16 protein-coding genes are annotated in these 20,064 nt (G+C 59.7%); 8 read left to right on the forward strand and 8 right to left on the reverse strand.

The window, feature by feature from the left end; translation table 11 throughout:
• The first annotated feature begins 23 nt into the window (after positions 1–23).
• The gene (locus HDEN_RS06975; protein ID WP_013215441.1) at positions 24–1,031 is read left to right on the forward strand and encodes a hypothetical protein; all 1,008 of its coding nucleotides are present in this window, start codon (positions 24–26) and stop codon (positions 1,029–1,031) included.
• A gap of 28 nt (positions 1,032–1,059) precedes the next feature.
• Here HDEN_RS06975 and HDEN_RS06980 read toward each other — a convergent pair whose 3' ends face one another.
• The gene (locus HDEN_RS06980) at positions 1,060–1,947 is read right to left on the reverse strand and encodes a TIGR01459 family HAD-type hydrolase (protein WP_041921923.1); all 888 of its coding nucleotides are present in this window, start codon (positions 1,945–1,947) and stop codon (positions 1,060–1,062) included.
• 360 nt (positions 1,948–2,307) lie between these two features.
• On the opposite strand from HDEN_RS06980, the gene HDEN_RS06985 reads away from it, so the two are divergent.
• The gene (locus HDEN_RS06985; protein WP_013215443.1) at positions 2,308–2,685 is read left to right on the forward strand and encodes a hypothetical protein; all 378 of its coding nucleotides are present in this window, start codon (positions 2,308–2,310) and stop codon (positions 2,683–2,685) included.
• 86 nt (positions 2,686–2,771) lie between these two features.
• Here the strand turns inward: HDEN_RS06985 and HDEN_RS06990 are convergent, their stop codons facing one another.
• Positions 2,772–3,188, reverse strand: coding sequence for a thymidylate synthase family protein (locus HDEN_RS06990; RefSeq protein WP_013215444.1), 417 nt, complete (start codon positions 3,186–3,188; stop codon positions 2,772–2,774).
• Between the two features lie 265 nt (positions 3,189–3,453).
• Between HDEN_RS06990 and HDEN_RS06995 the strand changes: the two genes are divergently transcribed.
• Positions 3,454–3,984, forward strand: a complete 531-nt coding sequence (locus HDEN_RS06995; protein WP_013215445.1) for a c-type cytochrome, methanol metabolism-related — start codon at positions 3,454–3,456, stop codon at positions 3,982–3,984.
• 22 nt (positions 3,985–4,006) lie between these two features.
• Here HDEN_RS06995 and HDEN_RS07000 read toward each other — a convergent pair whose 3' ends face one another.
• From HDEN_RS07000 to HDEN_RS07025, 6 genes are all read right to left on the reverse strand, one after another.
• Positions 4,007–5,431, reverse strand: coding sequence for a coniferyl aldehyde dehydrogenase (locus HDEN_RS07000; protein ID WP_013215446.1), 1,425 nt, complete (start codon positions 5,429–5,431; stop codon positions 4,007–4,009).
• 307 nt (positions 5,432–5,738) lie between these two features.
• Positions 5,739–6,977 (reverse strand): response regulator, encoded by a 1,239-nt coding sequence (locus HDEN_RS07005; protein ID WP_013215447.1) that lies wholly within the window; start codon positions 6,975–6,977, stop codon positions 5,739–5,741.
• Entirely contained in the window at positions 6,958–9,510 is a 2,553-nt protein-coding gene (locus tag HDEN_RS07010; protein ID WP_245256786.1) for an ATP-binding protein, read from the reverse strand. Before HDEN_RS07010 ends, HDEN_RS07005 begins: the two co-directional genes overlap by 20 nt.
• Positions 9,511–9,607: 97 nt before the next feature.
• Complete coding sequence (locus HDEN_RS07015) at positions 9,608–11,005, reverse strand: class I SAM-dependent methyltransferase (RefSeq protein WP_013215449.1); 1,398 nt, start codon at positions 11,003–11,005, stop codon at positions 9,608–9,610.
• A 108-nt stretch (positions 11,006–11,113) separates the two neighbouring features.
• The gene (locus HDEN_RS07020; protein ID WP_013215450.1) at positions 11,114–12,265 is read right to left on the reverse strand and encodes a response regulator; all 1,152 of its coding nucleotides are present in this window, start codon (positions 12,263–12,265) and stop codon (positions 11,114–11,116) included.
• Between the two features lie 207 nt (positions 12,266–12,472).
• The gene (locus HDEN_RS07025; RefSeq protein ID WP_013215451.1) at positions 12,473–13,873 is read right to left on the reverse strand and encodes a glutamine synthetase family protein; all 1,401 of its coding nucleotides are present in this window, start codon (positions 13,871–13,873) and stop codon (positions 12,473–12,475) included.
• A gap of 476 nt (positions 13,874–14,349) precedes the next feature.
• On the opposite strand from HDEN_RS07025, the gene HDEN_RS07030 reads away from it, so the two are divergent.
• From HDEN_RS07030 to HDEN_RS07050, 5 genes are all read left to right on the forward strand, one after another.
• Positions 14,350–15,462 (forward strand): polyamine ABC transporter substrate-binding protein, encoded by a 1,113-nt coding sequence (locus tag HDEN_RS07030; RefSeq protein WP_013215452.1) that lies wholly within the window; start codon positions 14,350–14,352, stop codon positions 15,460–15,462.
• A gap of 97 nt (positions 15,463–15,559) precedes the next feature.
• Entirely contained in the window at positions 15,560–16,756 is a 1,197-nt protein-coding gene (locus HDEN_RS07035) for an ABC transporter ATP-binding protein (protein ID WP_013215453.1), read from the forward strand.
• A 9-nt stretch (positions 16,757–16,765) separates the two neighbouring features.
• On the forward strand, positions 16,766–17,671 hold the full coding sequence (locus HDEN_RS07040) for an ABC transporter permease (protein ID WP_013215454.1): 906 nt from the start codon (positions 16,766–16,768) through the stop codon (positions 17,669–17,671).
• The gene (locus HDEN_RS07045; RefSeq protein ID WP_013215455.1) at positions 17,668–18,492 is read left to right on the forward strand and encodes an ABC transporter permease; all 825 of its coding nucleotides are present in this window, start codon (positions 17,668–17,670) and stop codon (positions 18,490–18,492) included. Before HDEN_RS07040 ends, HDEN_RS07045 begins: the two co-directional genes overlap by 4 nt.
• 55 nt (positions 18,493–18,547) lie before the next feature.
• Positions 18,548–19,834, forward strand: a complete 1,287-nt coding sequence (locus tag HDEN_RS07050; RefSeq protein ID WP_013215456.1) for an NAD(P)/FAD-dependent oxidoreductase — start codon at positions 18,548–18,550, stop codon at positions 19,832–19,834.
• The last annotated feature ends 230 nt before the right edge of the window (positions 19,835–20,064 follow it).

Here is a 20,064-nt window from a genome sequence, read left to right on the forward strand (position 1 = left end):
ACCCTTCCAACCGGAGTACCTAAATGCCGTTGCGCTTACGTTCCCTTCTGCTCTCGTTTCTGCTCGTCGTGCCGCTTCTGACGACGGCGCAGGCCGCATCTCTCGACGGTCTCGGGGTCGATGTGAAGAACGAGAGCGAACCGGTTCTCTGCGCGGAGAAGGATAACGTCGCCGTTTCGTTCGCGAACGAAAACGTCAGCGCGTTCCGCATCGAGGCCGCGCATCCGGTTTATCTGTCTTCTTCCATGCGCAACAATATCGAGCCTGACTGGACGGCATGCGACATGGCTTCGGATCCGAATTTCAAACCGGCGAGCGAGCCGAGGAAGGTCACGCTGTACGAAGATCCTTCCGTGTGGGTCATCGGATATACGTTCCCTACGTTCTGGCGTCCGGCGACCGCCAAGGTGCGCATCGGCGATCGCGTCGAAGACAACATCCACATGCTGCAATTCTGGATTCGCGGAACCGACAGCGCGGAAGAAGTTCTGGTGCTCTATCCGCAAGACGGATATTGGCGTCCGCGTCCGATGACGCCCGATAATATCCGCATGACCGCCTATGGTTCCTCGTTCCTGATCGGACCGATCCAACACGATGTCCGTCCGCTGGTGAACATCGAAGAGGTGACGATCGAGCCCAAGAAGCGATCCTTTCAATTGAAGTTCGTGAAAGGCGGGTCGGCGACGCTCAAGATCGCCACCGTCGATATGAACCGCATCGCGCTCGACGTTTCGTTCGATAAGGGAATTGCCGGCGGGCCGTTCGCCATGCTGCGTTCGATGTACGTCACGGAATTCAACAACGATACGGCGCGCATTGCGGTTCGCGAACATGGCGCGAAAGGCTGGCGCGAAGACAACATCATGAAATTCGATCATGCGCGCGCGAGCGACATCTGGATCGGTCGTCTGACGCCGTCGCAGCACAATACGACGTCACCCGATCTGGTGTTCAACAGCTTCTCGGAAGATCAGACGCCGAAGCGGCCGAAGAACGAAGCTCCGCCGCCGCCGGAAGCAACGCCGTAACAAACGGACTTAAGGCTGAGCCTGTCGTCTACCAGGCGAGTTCGGCCATCGCGCCGATAGCGGGTGGTGAGCCCGGCACGAACAGCTCTTGCAGGCGTTTAGGCGACAGACTGATCTCATCCATCGTCTCGTGACGATGGATGCCTGACGCGATGAAGAGGGCGTCGCAGCCGAAGTTCTCGGCGCCCTTCATGTCGGTGCGGAGCGAGTCACCGATGACGAGGATTTTCTCGCGCGCCACGTTGCGATCGCGCAGCGCTTCGGCCTTGGCGTGAGCCGTCTCGTAAGCGTTGAGATGCGGCTTGCCCGCCCAGAATACCGGTCCGCCCATTTGGGCGTAGAGATCCGCAATGGCGCCCGCGCAATAGAGCAGCGTGCCGCCGACATCGACGACAAAGTCGGGATTGGCGCAAACGAACGGCAGGTTGTGCTGCAATGCCTGCTGCAAGAGCGGACGATAGTCGTCGGGAACTTCACTGCGATCGAAATTCAATCCCGAGCAGATGATCGCTTCGGCTTCCGTGAGGGGCACGGAGCGCGCGGTCAACGCCTGGAACAGGGCGGCGTCGCGATCCTGCGGTCCAATGCAATAGAGGCGCTCGAACCGCCGCTCGTTGACGTGCGCGAGCGCGATGTCGCCCGAGGAAACGATGTCGTCCCATGCCGACGTTGGTACATTGCGCGTTTCCAATGTTTCGGCGACGCGCTGCTTCGGAACCGGCGCGTTCGAAACGAGAATGACCGTCCCGCCGTTGCCGCGAAATTTCGTGAGCGCGGAGCACGCGCCTTCGAAGGCGGTCAATCCGTTATGAACGACGCCCCAGATGTCGCAGAAAATAACGTCGTATCGCGCGAGGAGCGGCGCGGCGTTGGTGAGAGTCGGGGGCGGTGCGACGGTGTTTGCTTGCGACGGCAATAGAGCCTCATTGGCCAGGTCGACCGGCCTCGTCATCAGGTGGTTGAGGGAAAAGCTGAAGATCAAGCGATCCGCAGCGCGATGGCTGAGGCATTAGCCTCGGTAAGAGGCATTATCAAGCTCGTTTCCCGTTGATTGGAAATGCCGGCGTCTTAGCCATTCTCAATAGCCCGTCAATGCGCCGTTATTTGCGCCCGGTAGGCTCTCCGCCGCGATAATCTATTGGAAAATCTGAGACTAAGTCGGCTGTATCAAAAGCTGTGCGGCTGGTCCTGAATTCGCGCTGCTGTGGCGCCGCCGATCTTTTTTTTGCCACTAGAATCACGAGTTTTCATAAGGGGTTCTAGGAGCGAGATATAAATGACTCGAATACATCAGAATGTTGATGAGATGCTCGTCCGGCTGACGGAAGAAGCACAGGGCGAGACGGAATTGATCCGGGCCCTTGGCGATGCGATCCGTCGCGTCGATGAGCAATTGCTCCGGGAAGTTCGCAACGTGACGATCCAGCATGAAATGCGCCGCGAGGCGATCGTGGGCGAATTGCAGACGCTTGCGACGCGGCTTTGCGCTTTGCCTGCACGGAACGCTGCGCGTGCGACGGTTGCGGCGATCGATCAGCCGCGGCCCTACGAGCATCCCGAAGTCGAGAACACCGCCGGCGGCGCCGACTGGCGCGAGGCGGCGCAAAATATCAATGATGATTTTGAATTTACGTTTCAGGAGCCGCGGCACTGAGTTCAGCGCCGCGAAGATCTCACCGGTTCATCATATTCATGAGGGGCGGCGCATGGCGTCGTCCCCTTTTTTATTGCGAGACTGCGTCAGCGCTGCTGGTGCTCGCCGCACGTCAGCCAGAGCGGATTGAACCAGCGATCGGCGGGGCCGTCGTAGGGCAGGCGGGTCACGTCCCAATGGCTGACGTAGCGCGCATAGATATCCCACACCGGAGGACCGCCGCCGATGAAGACGACGCGGCCAGCGTAGTGTTTCAGCGTCTGCTCGGGGTCCATGTGCGAGCGCAGAACTTCAATCGTCCGATCCGCGAATGCAAACTTCGGAACGCTTGCGATGGTCTTGGGGCCTGCAAGTAGAACGTGGCCTCGGGTGATGTCGAAGAAGCGCGCGACGTCGGCGACGTATTCCGGTGACGGATTACCCTCCCACGGCAAAACGCCGTTGTGGCCGAGTTGTCCCGATTGGCCGATTGCGCAAATGACCCTGACGACTGTCTGTTCCACGAACTCATCCTTCGATCGAATGGCGTCTATCGCAGCGTTCCTGGACGTTCGCCGGATCGGCTTCTTTTTTGCTGACGTTACAGGAAAGTAAATAGGTAATTCGGAACCAACGTGTCTCAATTCACTTGTGATTGTAGTGACCGGCGCATGCTGCTGGCCGTCTCCGGCGACGTTCTGAAAGCCCCCGAATTCGTCTCTCGCACTGTCTCTCAATTTCCGGCTTCCAGCGCCTGCCCGTCCGTGTTGGTTTCAAGGAGTGATCGGGATGACATCTCATAAGACAGCCCGGCGTGCCGGGGCTCTGCTTGGCGTTCTGCTGGCGTTTGCATCGGGCGTCGCCAATGCGGCCATCCCTGCGTCGTCCAAGGCGGTCAAAGACGACGGTGGGAAGTACTTCGACGCCAAGGGTGACCCGACCTACAAGATTTCGCCGGATGGCAAAGTCGACTGGTATACGTTCTCGGGCTTCCGGCGCTACAACGGGACGTGCGATGTGTGCCACGGGCCGGACGGCGCAGGTTCGAGCTTCGGTCCGGATCTGACGGATGCGCTAAAATCGCTCAGCTACTCTGATTTTCTAGGCATCGTTTCCGGCGGCAAGCAGGACGTCAACACGGCTCAGACGTTGGTCATGCCGGCGTTTGGCACGAACAAAAACGTCATGTGTTATATCGACGACATTTACATCTATCTGCGTGCCCGATCGGATGGCGCGCTAGGTCGCGGCAGGCCACAGTCGCACGAAGACAAATCGAAAGAGGCGACCGATTTCGAAAACAGCTGCATGGGTCCTTAAGGGATATCCGCGCCGGGACCGTTCACCAGAGCAGATAGCGGATGGCCATGTCCGTCAGGCGATTGAATGGGGGACGGAGCAGTCCGCCGAAATTCCAGCGCGACTGAACGAAGACGCCCTTGGCATGGCTGAAGGATTTGAAGCCTTCTGGACCGTGATAAGCGCCCATGCCGCTGCTGCCGATGCCGCCGAACGGAAGTGCGTTCTGGACGTAATGCATCAGCGTGTCGTTGACCGTGACGTTGCCTGATGTTGTTCGCGTCAGCACGTTGCGGCGCGCGTCGCCGTCGCTTCCGAAATAATAAAGAGCCAGCGGCCGAGGGCGGTCGTTGATGAAGGCGATCGCAGCTTCGATGTCGTGATACGTCACGATAGGGAGCAGCGGCCCGAAAATTTCTTCGCGCATCACGGCCATGTCGTCGGTTGCGCCGAGGATTGCGACCGGATCAAGCTTGAGACTTTGGGCGTTGGCGCTTGAACTTAGCGCAACGTCGACGATGCGTGCGCCTTTCTTTTTCGCGTCGGTGACGAGATCGCGCAGCCGTTCGAGATGGCGCGCGTTGATTGCCGAGGTGTAGGTCTCGCTACCGATGCCGTTGGGATAGAGCTTTGCGACGGCTTCGCGATAGGCGCTGAGAAACGCCTCGGCCTGCTCGTCCTTCACGAGAACGTAGTCGGGCGCGATGCAGGTTTGTCCGGCGTTTGCGAGTTTGCCATAGGCGATGCGCGTCGCAGCCGTTTCGAAATCCGCATCCGGGCCGAGAACGACCGGCGATTTTCCGCCGAGTTCAAGCGTGACGGGGACGAGATTTTCCGCGGCCTTTTTCATCACGAGCTTGCCCACGGCCGTGCTGCCCGTGAACGCGAGGTGATCGAAGGGAAGGCTTGCGAACGTCGCACCGACGTCGGCACCGCCGGTGACGACCGCGACGCGATCTTCTCCGTAAAGCTCTTCCAGCATTCGCTTCAGAAATGCCGACGTCGTGGGTGCAAGCTCGGACGGTTTCAGCATCACGCGATTGCCGGCTGCGAGGGCCGTCGCGAGAGGGATCAACGCCAGTGACAGCGGATAATTCCAGGGCGAGATAATTCCAACGACACCGAGCGGCTGTTGCACGACGTAGGCGCGGGCACCGGTGAAATGGATCGCCACGCGTCGACGTTCGGGACGCATCCAGGCTTTGAGATTGCGTCTCAGGTAATTGATGGTCTGGACGATGGGCACCAATTCCATGATGCGCGTTTCATAGGCGGACCGATTGCCGAAGTCGGCATTCAATGCAGCTTCGATCTCGCTTCTTCGCGCGAGCACGGCGGTTTTGAGTTTCCTGAGGTCGGCCTTGCGTTGCGCAAGCGAGGGCTCGCCATCGCGATCGAACGCAGCCCGTTGCCTCGACAAAATCCGGCTCAGCAGGAATTCGTCTTTGACGAGGACTTGGGCTGTCATCAAAAACCTGTCTCCCAATGCAGGTTATGTGGGCAGGCAACGCGCCGGGCGATAAGTCATCGCCGGCAGGATAGGTTCCCTCATGCGCGGCTAGCCCGCTTTAACCATGCTGACCTTCACAGACAAGCTGCGGTCAGGCAACAGACTCGTTTGCAGGATTGGCGAAATGACGACCATGCGCGGGCATGCGACAGCGTGGAGCTAATGCTCCGACATTGCATACACGGAGGCGGTGACGCGCAAGTCACGCGAAAGAGCGTCGGAAAGTTCCAGCGAGCAGGAGAGGCGCGCCGGTGCGATTTCCGTCTTAGGCAGCGATATCGAGGGACCCTAGGACCCACTTCTCATAATCGCTGCTCAGATCCTCGATCCATTCGGCTGGGAAAACCGACGGTTCGCTGTGCTGGGCGGGTTTGACCGGCAGGATGACATGAATCTGCTTGTAGCCGTTTTGCATCGGGGGCGAACTGATGCTGCCGCCGAGATGTCCGATGGCGAGCGCTGCCTTCAGGAGGTCGCTCGCATGCTGGGGCGTTACCTGCATGGCGGGCGTGAAGAGCACGGAATCCTGCAGCGCCTTGCCCGGCTCGCAGTTGCGCGTTTCGAGATGGATGGTCGCCTCGCCCTGATCGTTGCGGCTGAGGTTGACCTGCAGAATGCTTCCCGGAGCAGCCCAGCGGCTCGCCGGTTCCATCAGCCGCTGCAGGATGGACTGGACGACAAAGGGACTTGTCCCGACGACGATGGATGCCGCGTCGCTGAGAATGCGGACGTGGCTTTCGCCGTGCTCTTCGTTGATGCTATCGGCGCAGGCGTTGGCGATGGCGACGATGTCCGCCGTCGCGCCCGCGTCATTGTTCGCGAACAGCGCACGGTCCATGAGATCTTCGGTCAGGCTGATGGCGCGCTTCGTCTCATCGACGGGAATGCGCCAATGGTCCTGGACTCTCAGCTGTGACCATTGTTTGCGCACGATCGAGCGCCAGCACGGCTCGGCCAATGCGTCCTTGAGGTAATGGTACATCGTGAGCGGCGCGTTGTTGTAGGGCAGCGTTCCCGCCATGACCGCCAGACCGTTCATGCGGTCGCGCAGAAGCGTGCGGTGCAGAGCGCTAAGCTTGTCGCGCAGAAGCATGTCGTATTCGTTCTTCAGCAGGAAGAACGTGATCGCTTGATCGATTTCCGCTTCGAGGACGCGCAGGTCCCAGGGCTTCGAAATGTAGCGAAGGATCTCGCCCTTGTTGACCGCGTCAATGGCGCTGTCGAGATCGGCATAGGCCGTCGTCAGCATGCGGATGATGTCGGGGCGCTCGCTCCGGATGCGGTTGAGCAAGCTGACGCCGCTGCGGCCCGGCATGCGCTGGTCGGTGATTACCAGTCCGATGTTGTGATTGCCGGAAAGAACGAGCGCTTCGGCTTCATCGGCGCTCGTTGCGGTCAAAACGTCGTATTTGGTGCCGAATGCCTTCTTGAAATACTTTACTGCCTGCGGCTCGTCATCAACGATCAAGATTTCGACAGGTTGATCAATAGGAAACGAGTCCATGAGGGACCTGGTCTTCTTTCTCTGACGAAAGCGGCAGATTGAATCGGAACTCGGTCCAGTCTCCTAGGGAACTCTTAACACTCAATGAACCACCGTGATTCGCTATGATCCGATGGCTGACGGCCAGCCCGAGCCCCATGCCCTCGCCAACGTCCTTCGTCGAGAAGAACGGGTCGAAGATCTGGCTCTGAATCTTAGGGTCGATGCCGGTGCCGTTGTCGCGAACTGAGACGAACAGTTCGTTTCCTTGAATCCAGGAGCTGATGCTGATCTCGGGTTGGCGCTTCTCCTCCACGGTGCGGACGGCGGCGATCGCGTTGGCGATGAGGTTAACAAGGACCTGCGTGATCGTCGATTGCGAGCCGAAGACTATTCCGTTCTCGCTGATGTCTCGCGTTATGTTTATGCCTTTCTGAACGTGTGCCGTGAAACGGAGCGCGTGATCGATCGCGGACTCGATCGGGAAGGGGCGCGGATGCTCCGGCTTTTGCGGCGCCGTGAAACCGCGGAGATCGGTTACGACCCGATGGATGCGGTCGTAGCCGGCCTGGATGTCCTTCATTGTGTCCGCCGTGTCGGGGTCGCCCTGGATCGTCGGATCGCGGGCGGCGAGCTGCAGCGCGGTTCCCATGAAGTTCAGAGGATTGCCGATCTCGTGCAGCAGGCCGGCGGCCATGGTGCCGAGGGCGCTGAGGCGGGCGTTCTGGACGAGGGCGGCCTCGGTCTCGCGCAGCTGTTGCAGGCTGTCCTTCAATTCGACGTTGGTGCGCTGGAGGTCGCGTTCCAGCTGGGCGGCGCGGATGAAGTTGGCGATGCGCGAGCGGACTTCGATGCCGCTGAACGGCTTGATGAGGAAGTCGTCGGCGCCGTTCTTCAGGGCGACGATCTTGGCTTCCTCGTCGGCGCGTGCCGTGAGGACGATGATCTTTATGGCGCGCGTTTCGGTGCGTTCCTTCAGGGAACGGCAGACTTCGAGGCCGCTGACGCCGGGCAGCATGACGTCGAGGAGGATGAGGTCAGGGTGGGCTGCGCGGGCTTTCTCGAGGGCGCTGATTCCGTCTTCCGCCTCGATGACGCGATAGGTCTCCCGCAGCATCGTCACGAGATAGCGACGCATGTCCGGCTCATCGTCGACGACGAGGAGGAGCGGCAACTCGGTCCGTGTATCGGGTGTCGCCGTGGCAGGGATCGGTGCGTCGTGCTGTGCCGGTTTCGCCGGCTCATCGGCCGTGAGTGCGCGAGCCGACGCCTTGCGGTCGAATGCGCGCAACGGATCGTTGACCAGGCGGTCGGGAGTGGCTTCGGGCCGGCCGGCGAGTTGTTGGCTTTCGGGCGCGGCCTGAGGGAAACGGAGCACGAAGGTCGTGCCGCGGCCGGAGTCGCTCGACACCGCCACGTCGCCACCGTGCCGGGTGATCAGCTCACGCACCAAAGCCAGGCCGAGGCCCAAGCCCTGGTGGCGCCGCGTGGCGGAGCCGTCGACCTGATAGAAGCGGTCGAAGATGTGCGGCAGCTGCTCGGGCGGGATGCCGATGCCGGTGTCGGCGATGCGAACCGTCACCATGTCGCCTTCGTGTGCGGCCGCGACGTCGATGCGTCCTTCGGGCGGTGTAAACTTGATCGCGTTCGCTATGACGTTGCCGATGATCTTTTCGAGCGCATCGGGATCGGCGTCGATCCGAAGGTCACCTTGCGGCTCCGAAAGGGTCAGCTCGATGCCCTTCATCGCCGCGAGGTGCTTCATCGATGCGGTGGTATGGCTCAAGAAATGCGCCATATCGATCTGCTTCTTGACGAGCGAGGCGCGACCTTCCTCAAGCCGGATCAGACCGAGAATATCGTTGACGAGACGCAGGAGGCGGAGGGCGTTGTTTTCAATGACCTCGAGCAGTTCGGCTGCCGGAGCGCCCAACGACGCGACATCGCTTTTGAGTTTTTCAACCGGCGCGAGGATAAGGGTCAGCGGCGTGCGCAGCTCGTGGCTGACGTTGGCGAAGAATTGAGACTTCAGGCGGTCGAGAGCCGACAGCTCCTCGTGCTGTGCTGCGAGTTTGTATTTGAGCTGAAACTCGTTGAAGCGGCGACGATAGTTGAAGTGGACCGCCGTCACGGAAATGATGCACGTGAGCACAAGGAAGTAGAGGTTATTGAGTAGCGATTTGACGGTGTTCTCGTGCTCGGGCTGAACCGAGCAGCCGATGATGTAGATGATGAGCGTCGCTATACAGAGAAGCGTGGCCTCGAACGGCTGCATCGGCGCCAGGACGCCGACGGCAAAAAGAATGAGAAACAGGCCCGTGTAATATGTCGATGCGGCGCCGTCGGTCATCGCGATGATAAGCGAGATCGAGGCAACGGCAATCAATAGTCCGGCCATCGTGAGATAGCGCACGTACGGCGTTGTCTTATCCCAGAAGTGCAAGGCATAGATGACCGCGATCAGAGCCGCGGCCACCAGTCGAATGGCTGCGAGCGATAGAAGCTGGTCGGGATAGGAAATGTAGTCGAGCGCAATGCCCGCCGGAATCAACACGATGCCCAAAATACAGGCTACCTTCGACTGCCTGAGCCGAAGTTCGTGTTCCTCCGCTTCAAAGGCCTGCCGAAGTCTTAGTGTCTCTTCCATAAGCCTAAGCTATTGGCTTAACGATCTCCAAAAAGACGTTAATGCCGGTATCGTCCGTATAAATTTTTGCCGCATTTGGATCGGGCGCCAAGCGCAACATATCTGACTCGTCCCGCATCACCAGATGCCATTCCATAATATGCTCCATCAAACCTTTCACAGGGTTTGACGAATGAACATTTGTCACGATCACGCGACCGCCCGGTTCGCACCACTCGTAGAAAAGCTTGACGAGCTTGGCGCAGACGCGATCCGAAAGGTAGTCGAACAGTCCGGCGCAGTAGACGATGTCATAGGTCGGTGAGTTCGCCGGCATTTCGATGGCTTGCCGCAGAAGGTCCTGCACCGATTTGAGGATGTAAGTAATCTTCGGAGCTTCGGCCTGTCCCGCGGTGATCGCCTCGATCTGCCGTTTGGCGTAGGCCAGCGTCTCGGCGTTGAAGTCGAGCAGGTCGAACGAGAAGCGGTGCGCCGATTTGTTTTTCGAGATGAAGAGCTGAAGTTCCTGAACCGGGCCGCAGCCGACGTTCAGGATGCGCGGGCACTTGTTGCCTTTGGTGGCCTCATCGGCAGCCTGCTCGAGCATTTTCTCGAGAAGGAAGATGCGATTGCGATGGGCCTGCGGCGGGCCGCCGTTGAGCAGCCACTCGTTGACGATCTGCGCGTAGGTCGTCTTTCCGCCCCGCTCCTTGCGGAACATCATGTTGACCATCTCGTAGTCGCCGGCATAGCCGAGCGGCTTTGAATAGACCCGGTTGAAGAACGGGGAGGCCATCATCAGCGGCAGCAGATCGCGCTGCGCCAGCTGCTTGTGGTTCTCGACCTCGTCGGCTTCGAGCTGCCGGCAGGCTTCCTCAAGCTCCATGAACAGCGCCGTCAGGCGCGGCATCACGGGGCCTTTGATCTCTTCGAATTTCGCGGCGTCGAGCGGTGTCGGGGATGTCGCCTGCTCGCCTTCGGTGGCGAGATCGACCTGATCGAGCCAGAAGCTCAGGTCACTCAAAAACGACCTGAGGTCGGCGACCTTGAGCTGATAATTGGGGTCGAGCTTATTGAGACGTTCCCATTCGTCGACGAAACGAGCAACTTCCGACCTCAACTGGGTCGGCTCCGAATCGAAGGTGTCGAGAGCCGTCCAATCGTCGACCAGGGTGGCCGAGACGACAACGAGAATGCTCGTCGTTACGACGCCGGTGACGACGGCATCGCCTTGATATACGAGGTTCTTGCCGCGGCGGACGCACAGGTCGCGCAACACTTCGCTCGTCTGAATCGGTGAGAAAGGATTGTAAATCTCGAAGACGATATTTCGTCTGGAAAGCTTGCTGAGTGTCCCTCTTACAATCGTCCCCTGACTGCTCTTAAAGGAGACCGTGCGGTCGATATCTCTCTCGATACGCAATGTCCGCTCCCATTCCCTGTCGATGTGACCCTGCGGTCGACCCTAGCACATCGTCCAGTTTTGGGGCGTCAGATTAATATCCCGTTTAGATCATTTTTTAATGTTTTGTTAATGGCTTGCGCGTGCCACATCATCAGGCACGCGTGGTAGGCATATCGCCGCAGTTTGCGTGCCCTTGCTGTTGTCGCTGGAAAACAACAGCTCTCCACCGAATGCCCAGAGCGCGCTTCTGCTGAGGCGTTCTCTATTGGGGCCGACGACGCCGAGTGTTGCGACGCTGGCGGATGTGATCCTCACCTCGTTGTGATCGCGGCGGCGGACGAACTCGATCCGAATGCCGGTGCGCCCGTCATGCAGGCTTTCGGTCGCGCTCTGTAACAGAGCAGACAAAACGAACGCCACCACTTGCTTGGGCATGCGGTATTGGAAATCGTGGCGTGCATCGAGTTCGATGAGTTTGCGGTTCGAACGCCTGCCGATGTTCTCAAGTGTTTCGGCGGCCGTTTCCGCCATCGAATAGGTCTTCATATTGACCAGGTCGGACAGGCTTTCGCTGAGCGCGGTGATCGGTTCGGCGAGAGATTTGCAATATGCGATATCGCGATGCATCTGGTCGGCCGCAGCGGCAAGCTTGCCGTCGCGATATCGCGCTGGCCAATTTAAGTTCTGCGAAACCCCGTGCAGCGAGGAGGGAATAGGCTGCATTCCCGTGAGCGCCGAGATGCTGGACGCTGCGGATTCGAGCGATTTCAGCGGTCTCGCGAGCTCCCTCGAAAGGACGGCCAACAATTCGACGCTCGCGCTGTGAGCATCCGTGCATTGATCGCTGCCGAGCGAGGGTACGGCGGCTTCGTTGATCAAATCTTCGCCGTGCAGGGCGTCCTTCATTGCGGCGCATAACTCGTCCAGGTCCCACGGTTTCGGAACGAAGCGGTGGATGGCGGCGCCGTTGATGGCCTGTTCGAGATCGATGTTGGCGTAGGCGCTGGTCAGGATGCGGACCGTCGAGGGCCACGATTTGCGGACGTCGCTCAGGAACGCGACGCCGCTGTCGCGCGGCATGCGCTCGTCGCTGACGACGACGGAAATGTCGTCACCCTTTGTTTCGAGGATCTTCAGCGCGGCTTCCGGCGAGTCCGCCGTCACGACATTCGCGTATTTGCCGACCGAAGCTTTGAAGTATTTGAGGGAGAGGGGTTCATCGTCGACGAACAGGATCGTTCCGGCGCGGACCGCCTCGTTTGCATGCTTGACGTTCATCGGAATAGCCTTCCGGCGTGTTAGATGCGCGTGCCAAGTTCACTCTCGACCGGTTAAATCGGAGTCTATGCAACAGCGTGCAATGCGTCATTGCGGCGGGAATTGTCGGTAATCTGCCGTAAGCTTAAATAAAGCTATCACGTTGCTCCGCGATGGAGCAGCCGTGCTCTCGCAGCGGTCCGCTGGTCCTTTATGCCCGCGTTGAAATCAGACGCTCAGGAGCAGGTGCTCGCGTTCCCACGGGCTGATGACGCGCATGAATTCCTCGAACTCGCTGCGCTTCAGCGCCAGATAAACGTGCGAGAACCTTTTGCCCAGAACCTCGTGAAGCTCATTGCTTTCCTCGAAGGCCGTCAGGGATTCCAGCAGACCGCGCGGCAACTGGCGATCGTTGCGATAGGCGTTGCCGACGACGGCCGCACGCGGCTCGATCGCGTTCTTCATGCCGAGGTAGCCGCAGGCGAGGCTCGCAGCGAGTGCGAGGTAGGGGTTCGAGTCGGCGCCTGCGAGCCGGTTTTCGACACGGCGCGCGGTATCGGGGGAAATCGGAATGCGCAGTCCGGCGGACCGGTTGTCGTAACCCCATTCGACATTGATCGGGGCCGCGCCGTTCGGCACGAGGCGGCGATAAGAATTCACGTACGGAGCGAACAGGCACATCGCATCCGGCAGGTAGGTCTGCTGGCCGCCGATGAAGTTGAAAAAGAGTTTGCTCGGTTCGCCGTTGCCGAGCGTGAAAATGTTCTTGCCGGTCTTGATGTCCACGATGCTCTGGTGAACGTGCATGGCGCTTCCCGGCTCGTTGGCCAGCGGCTTCGCCATGAATGTCGCGTAGCAGTTGTGCGTGAAGGCGGCTTCGCGGATCGTGCGCTTGAATAGAAAGACCTGGTCGGCAAGATCGACCGGGTCGCCGTGCAGCAGGTTGATCTCGAGCTGCGCCGCGCCGCCTTCCTGAATGATCGTGTCGATCTTCAGATACTGACGCTCGGCGAATTCATAGATGTCGTCGACAATCTTGTCATATTCGTCGACCGCGCCGAGGCTGTAGGCCTGCCGACCCGCGCCGGGTCTGCCGGATCGACCCGTCGGCGGTTCGAGCGGATAGTCGGGATCGGGGTTGGTTTTCGTGAGATAGAATTCCAGCTCCGGTGCGACGACCGGACGCCAGCCTTCTTTCTCGTAGAGCTCGACGATGTGCTTCAGCACATTGCGCGGCGCGATTTCGACCGGACCGCCGCTCTGCCATAGCGCGTCGTGGATGACCTGAGCCGTCGGGCTCGACGCCCACGGCGCGGGGCGGATCGTCGAAAGATCCGGCACCATCATCAGATCGCTTTCGGCGTAAAGCTGCTGGCCGTCTTCCTCGAAGCCGACGTAATCGCCGGTGATCGTCTGATGAAAGATCGAGATCGGCAGATGCACCGGATCGAGCTTGACGAATTTCTCCGCGGGCATCGTCTTACCGCGCGCGACGCCCGCGATGTCGGGAACGGCGCAATCGATTTCTTCGATGCGATGCTGGCGCAGCCAATGGCGCAAGGTCTCGGGCGTCGAGCCGACGCCGAACTCGCCGTCCTCGCTGGGTGTCCCTCCAAGTGGGGCAGTCATGATGGCACCTGGGTGTTTCGATTGGAACGGCGTCGAACGAAGCGGCGTCAATTACGGGCGTCGTCCGAGCCGCCAGGGTACGGATCGCAGAGAAGCATCTCCACGGATCATCGTCCCGTCGACTTAAGACTAGGACAGCCGGCAGGCTTAACGGAGCCCCTGCCGCCCATTTTCTATAGTCATCATAAACGTGCCGGAAGCTCAAGGCCGGGTGCGATGCAGTGCATCGACAAAATATGTCGGTCCTCCTTCCCGATGCGCTTGACACGACGAGCGACCTATGTCGCGAGCATCGTGACTTCAGATTAGGCAAAGGCATGTGCATTTTGCTGCGCGGATGTTGTTGTGCTTCGCATTTTTCCTGCGCAGAATAGTCGGCGTTTAGCATAGGCCGTGCGACGCGCCACCGCCTTTCCGCTCGCGGAATGGCCAAGCGGCGGGTCGGCTAGGGCAGACCTGTCCGTGGAGAAAGACCGATGTTGACGTTCGGGAAAGCGGCTCGGCGTGCCGCATGTGTCGCTTTATCTTTCGCAGCCTTGTTCGCCGGAGCGGCCACTCAGGCAGCGGACAAGGAAGTCAGAATCTTCAACTGGTCGGATTACATCGATCCGCAGATTCTTACCGATTTCACCAAAGAAACCGGCATCAAAGTCGTTTACGACGTTTATGACAGCAACGAAGTCCTAGAGACGAAACTGCTTGCGGGCGGCAGCGGATACGATGTCGTCGTTCCGACCGGGCCATTTCTTTCGCGGCAGATCACAGCAGGTGTTTTCCAGAAGCTCGATAAATCCAAGCTGCCCAATCTCTCCAACATGTGGCCGGAGATCATGAAGCAGCTTGCGATCTACGATCCCGGTAACGACTACGCCATCAACTACATGTGGGGTACGACGGGCATCGGCTACAACATTGGCAAGGTCAAGGAGCGCATGGCGGATGCGCCGGTCGATTCCTGGGATCTGATCTTCAAGCCGGAAATTCTAGCGAAGTTCAAGGATTGCGGCGTGATGATGCTCGATGCGCCGGACGATATTCTACCAGCGGCGCTCAACTATCTGGGTCTCGATCCCAACAGCAGCAAGCCGGAAGACATCGAGAAGGCCGGAGCGCTGATGGAAAAGGTGCGCCCGTTCGTTCAGAAATTCCATTCCTCCGAGTACATCAACGCGCTGGCGAACGGCGATATCTGCATCGCGGTCGGATACTCTGGCGATATTCTGCAGGCACGCACGCGTGCTCAGGAAGCCAAGAACGGGCAGGAGATCGGCTATTCGCTGCCGAAGCAGGGCGCGCAGATGTGGTTCGACGAAATGGCCATTCCGGCAGATGCAAAGCATCCCGAAGAAGCGCACGTTTTCCTGAACTACATGATGCGGCCGGAGGTGATCGCGAAGGCGTCGAACTATGTCTCGTACGCGAACGGAAACCTCGCCTCGCAGAAGCTGATCGACGAAACGATCACATCGGACAAATCGATCTATCCCGATCCCGATGGGATGAAGCGGCTGTTCGTCAAGACGGCTTACGATCCGAAGACGCAACGCGTCGTGACGAGAACCTGGACGAAAGTCGTTACAGGACAATAGGCAAATGACACACAGGGCTCGATCGATGATCGGGCCCTTTTTTGATTGCGCCGCTTTTTTGCGGTGCGCTGAAACAATCAATTCAAAGGATTTCGTCATGACGGTTGGGATGATCGGAGACGCCAAGCAGCCGGGCGCCGGTCCGCAGCGCGCCGGTCCGCGCACGGCTGCGCCGCAATCAGGCTTTGCGCCGTGGAAGGATCCCAACAAGTCGTCCATCGTCCGCTTCGAGAACGTCACCAAAAAATTCGACGATTTCGTCGCCGTCAACAATGTGACGCTCGATATCTACGAGCGAGAATTTTTTGCGCTGCTCGGGCCGTCCGGCTGCGGCAAGAGCACGTTGCTCCGAATGCTCGCGGGTTTCGAAATGCCGACAGACGGGCGCACGATCGTTGCCGGACAGGACATCACGAACCTGCCGCCTTACGAGCGGCCAGTGAACATGATGTTCCAATCCTACGCGCTGTTTCCGCATATGACGGTCGAGGGGAATATCGGCTTCGGCCTTCGTCAGGAAGGCATGGCGAAAGACAAGATCGCCGAACGGGTCGACGAAGCGATGACGATGCTGGAATTGCGTCCCTTCGCCAAGCGCAAGCCGAACCAGCTTTCAGGCGGCCAGCAGCAGCGCGTCGCTCTTGCCCGCGCCATTGCGAAGAAGCCCCGCATCGTGCTGCTCGACGAGCCATTGGGCGCGCTCGACAAGAAGCTTCGCCAGCAGGCGCAGTTCGAACTGATGCGCATTCAGGAAACGACGGGGACGACCTTCATCATCGTGACGCACGACCAGGAAGAAGCGATGACCGTTGCAAGCCGCATCGCCGTCATGGACAAGGGCGAACTGGTGCAGGTCGCGACGCCGGGCGATATCTACGAAAATCCGAAGACACGCTACATCGCGGGTTTCATCGGCGACGTGAATGTATTCGAAGGCAAGGTTTCGGCCGTTTCCGAAGGCTGCGTCGAAATCGATGCCAACGACGGATATAAATTCAAGACGCGCAGTGCCGAGCCCGTCACCGTCGGGCAGCAAGTGTGGCTGGCGCTGCGGCCGGAAAAAATCCGCATCGCGCATGACAAGCCTGCGAGCCCGCTCAACGCTATTCCGGGCAAGGTGGAGGACATCGGCTATCTCGGGTCGATCTCACATTATCATGTGCGGACAGCACCCGGCGAACGTGTGACCGCTCTGCGTGCCAATGCGGCGCACGCGGTCGAGCGCACGATCAATTGGGAAGAAGATGTGTGGCTGGACTGGCCTGTCGATGCAGGCGTGGTTCTGACGCGGTAGGAGTTTCAGATGGCAAGCGCGAACTCCTCCGGCCTCAAGCGATGGTATGTTATTGGGGCGCCGTATTTCTGGCTTTTCCTGTTTTTCCTCGTTCCGTTTTTCATCGTCTTCAAGCTGTCGCTGTCGGACTCGGCCATCGCCATTCCGCCGTATACGCCGACGTTCAACTGGAGCGACGGCATCAGCGGCTTCCTGTCGAAGCTCGATTTCGAGAACTACAAGTTCATCTTCAGCGATCCGCTGTACGTCAACGCGTATTGGTCGAGCCTCAAGATCGCGACCGTCGCGACGCTGATGACGCTGCTTGTTGCCTATCCGATCGCTTACGGAATGGCGCGGGCTCCCAAAGCTTGGCAACCAACGCTGATGATGCTCGTCATCTTGCCGTTCTGGACGTCATTCCTGATCCGCATCTATGCCTGGATCGGAATTTTGAAGAAGGAGGGGCTGCTCAACCTGTTTCTGATGCACTTCGGCATTATCAGCGAGCCGCTCAGCATTCTGAACACGACGACGGCCGTCTACATCGGCATCGTCTATTCGTACCTGCCATTCATGATCTTGCCGCTCTACGCGAGCCTCGAGAAAATCAGCCCGACGCTGCTCGAAGCCGCGGAAGATCTCGGCTCGCGCCCGTGGAAAGCGTTCTGGCAGGTGACGTTCCCGTTGTCGCTGCCGGGCGTGCTTGCAGGCTGCCTGCTGGTCTTCATTCCGGCCGTCGGCGAGTTCGTCATTCCCGATCTCCTCGGTGGGTCGGAAACGCTGATGATCGGGCGCACACTCTGGAACGAGTTCTTCAACAACCGTGACTGGCCGCTGTCGTCGGCGGTTGCCGTGGTGCTGCTGCTGGTGCTGATCTTGCCGATTGTCTTCTTCCAGCGACAGCAACAGAATGAGCGGGAGGCGGGCCGATGAAAAACCGGTTCTCTTGGTTCAACGCGACGTCACTGACACTGGGCTTCGCGTTCCTCTACATCCCGATCCTGCTGCTCGTCATTTACAGCTTCAACGAGTCGAAGCTGGTGACGGTGTGGGGCGGCTGGTCGACGAAGTGGTACGCCTCGCTGCTCGACAATACGGCGCTGAAGGAAGCGGCATGGGTCACCCTTCGCGTTGCCTTCATTTCGGCGACGGTCGCGACCGTGCTCGGCACGCTTGCGGCCATCACCTTGGTGCGCATGGGGCGCTTCCCCGGACGGACGCTGTTTTCGGGCATGATCTTCGCGCCGCTGGTCATGCCGGAAGTAATCACCGGCCTGTCGCTGCTTCTGCTGTTCGTCGCTCTCAACATCGATCGTGGGTTCTGGACCATCACGCTGGCGCACATCACGTTTACGATGTGCTATGCGGCCGTCGTGGTACAGGCGCGGTTGCAGGACTTCGACAAGTCGGTCGAGGAAGCGGCGATGGATCTCGGCGCGACGCCGGTCAACACGTTCTTCCAGGTGACGCTGCCGATCATCGCGCCGTCGGTGATTTCGGCGTGGCTGCTGTCGTTTACGCTGTCGCTCGACGATCTCGTGGTTGCCAGCTTCACGACGGGGCCGGGCGCCACGACGCTGCCGATGAAAATCTACAGTCAGGTGCGGCTCGGCGTGACGCCGGAAATCAACGCGATCTCGACGATCCTGATCGGCATCGTGACGGTCGGCGTGCTCGCCGCCGCCTATTTCACGAAACGGCAGTCGGAGCGTCAGGAGCGCGAGCGGCGTATCGCTTTCGGTGCGTCGGACTGATGACGTGTCATAATCGGCCGGCGCGATTTGTGCTCGCGCGCGAAGCAGGGTAATCGTGCTGGCCGTGACGGCTCAAGATCATATCAACTCCTATTACGCGGCGACCGCGAACGACCGGACGCGCTATCCGGCGCTCGAAGGCACGGTCAAGGCCGACGTGTGCGTCGTGGGCGGTGGTTTTTCCGGTGTCGCGACGGCGCTGACGATGGCGGAGCGCGGGCGTTCCGTCGTGCTGCTCGAAGCCAATCGCATTGGCTGGGGCGCGTCGGGGCGCAACGGCGGTCAGATGATCGGCGGCATCAGCGGCGAAGCGACGATCGAGCGTCAGCTCGGCAAGGCGGGCGCCAAGCTTGTCCGTGACATTCGCTATCGCGGGCATGAGATCATCGAAGATCGCGTCGCGAAATACGGCATCACCTGCGATCTGAAGCACGGCTGGATGGAGGTCGCGGCGCGGCCGAGGCACATGCCGGGTCTGCGCGCGCATTACGAAGAGCGCGTGAAGGAGGGCGAGGGCGATCATCTCGAACTCGTCGAGTCTGTCGATCTTCCGCGTGTGCTCGGCACGTCCATTTATCATGGCGGCTTCATCGATCGCCGCAGCGGGCATGTGCACGGACTCAATCTCTGTCTCGGGGAAGCGCGCGCCGCGACGGGCCTCGGTGTCAGGATTTTCGAAGACAGCCCGGTGGTGGCGCTCGAAGGCGGCGCGAAGCCGTACGTCAGAACCGAACGCGGGCGCGTCGAGGCCGGAACGGTGGTCATCGGCGGCGAAATTTTTGATCGTTTCGGTCAGGAGCGGCTTCGCGGTCTAATGCTGCCGACGGGAAGCTACATCATCGCGACGGAGCCGCTGAGTGAGGCGATGGTCGCAGAGATCAATCCGCAGGATCTCGCCGTTTGCGACAGCAATGTCGTGCTCGATTATTATCGCTTGTCGGCGGATCGGCGGATGTTGTTCGGCGGGCGCTGCAACTATTCAAACCGCGATCCGAAGGACATCGGCGCGTCGATGCGGCCGCGCATGATCGAGATTTTTCCGCAGCTCAAGGACGCGAAGATCGACTTCGCATGGGGCGGGCGGATCGCGATCGTCATGAACCGGGTGCCGGTGATCGAGCGCCTGGAGCCGAACCTTTATGTTCTGCAGGGCTATTCAGGGCACGGGGTGAACGCAACGCACATCGGGGCGGAGATCGTGTCAGACGCGATTTGCGGCGTGACGGAAAGGTTCGATCTTTTCGACCGCATCCGGCATACGCGACTGCCGCTCAGCGACGTGTTCGGCAATCAGATGTTGGCGCTCGGCATGCTCTATTACCGCCTGCGCGATCTGCTTTAGCGCGGCATCCGCAGATTGCGTTGGGAAACCGCCCAAGCGCTTCACGCCAGCCCAACCCGCTCCCATTGAAGTCCACTGGAAATGCGGAGCGCGTGAAAGAAACGTGGATGGCCGCCTTCGCGGCCATGACGGAAAGAGGAGAGTTGCGCGACCGGAAGTCTGTCTCCGCTCTAAAAGCACCAGTATGCGTCGAGGCAACGTGCGCTACGTTTGTCCATCTCACGTCATGG

The sequence above is a fragment of the Hyphomicrobium denitrificans ATCC 51888 genome, from assembly GCF_000143145.1.
Lineage (GTDB): Bacteria > Pseudomonadota > Alphaproteobacteria > Rhizobiales > Hyphomicrobiaceae > Hyphomicrobium_B > Hyphomicrobium_B denitrificans.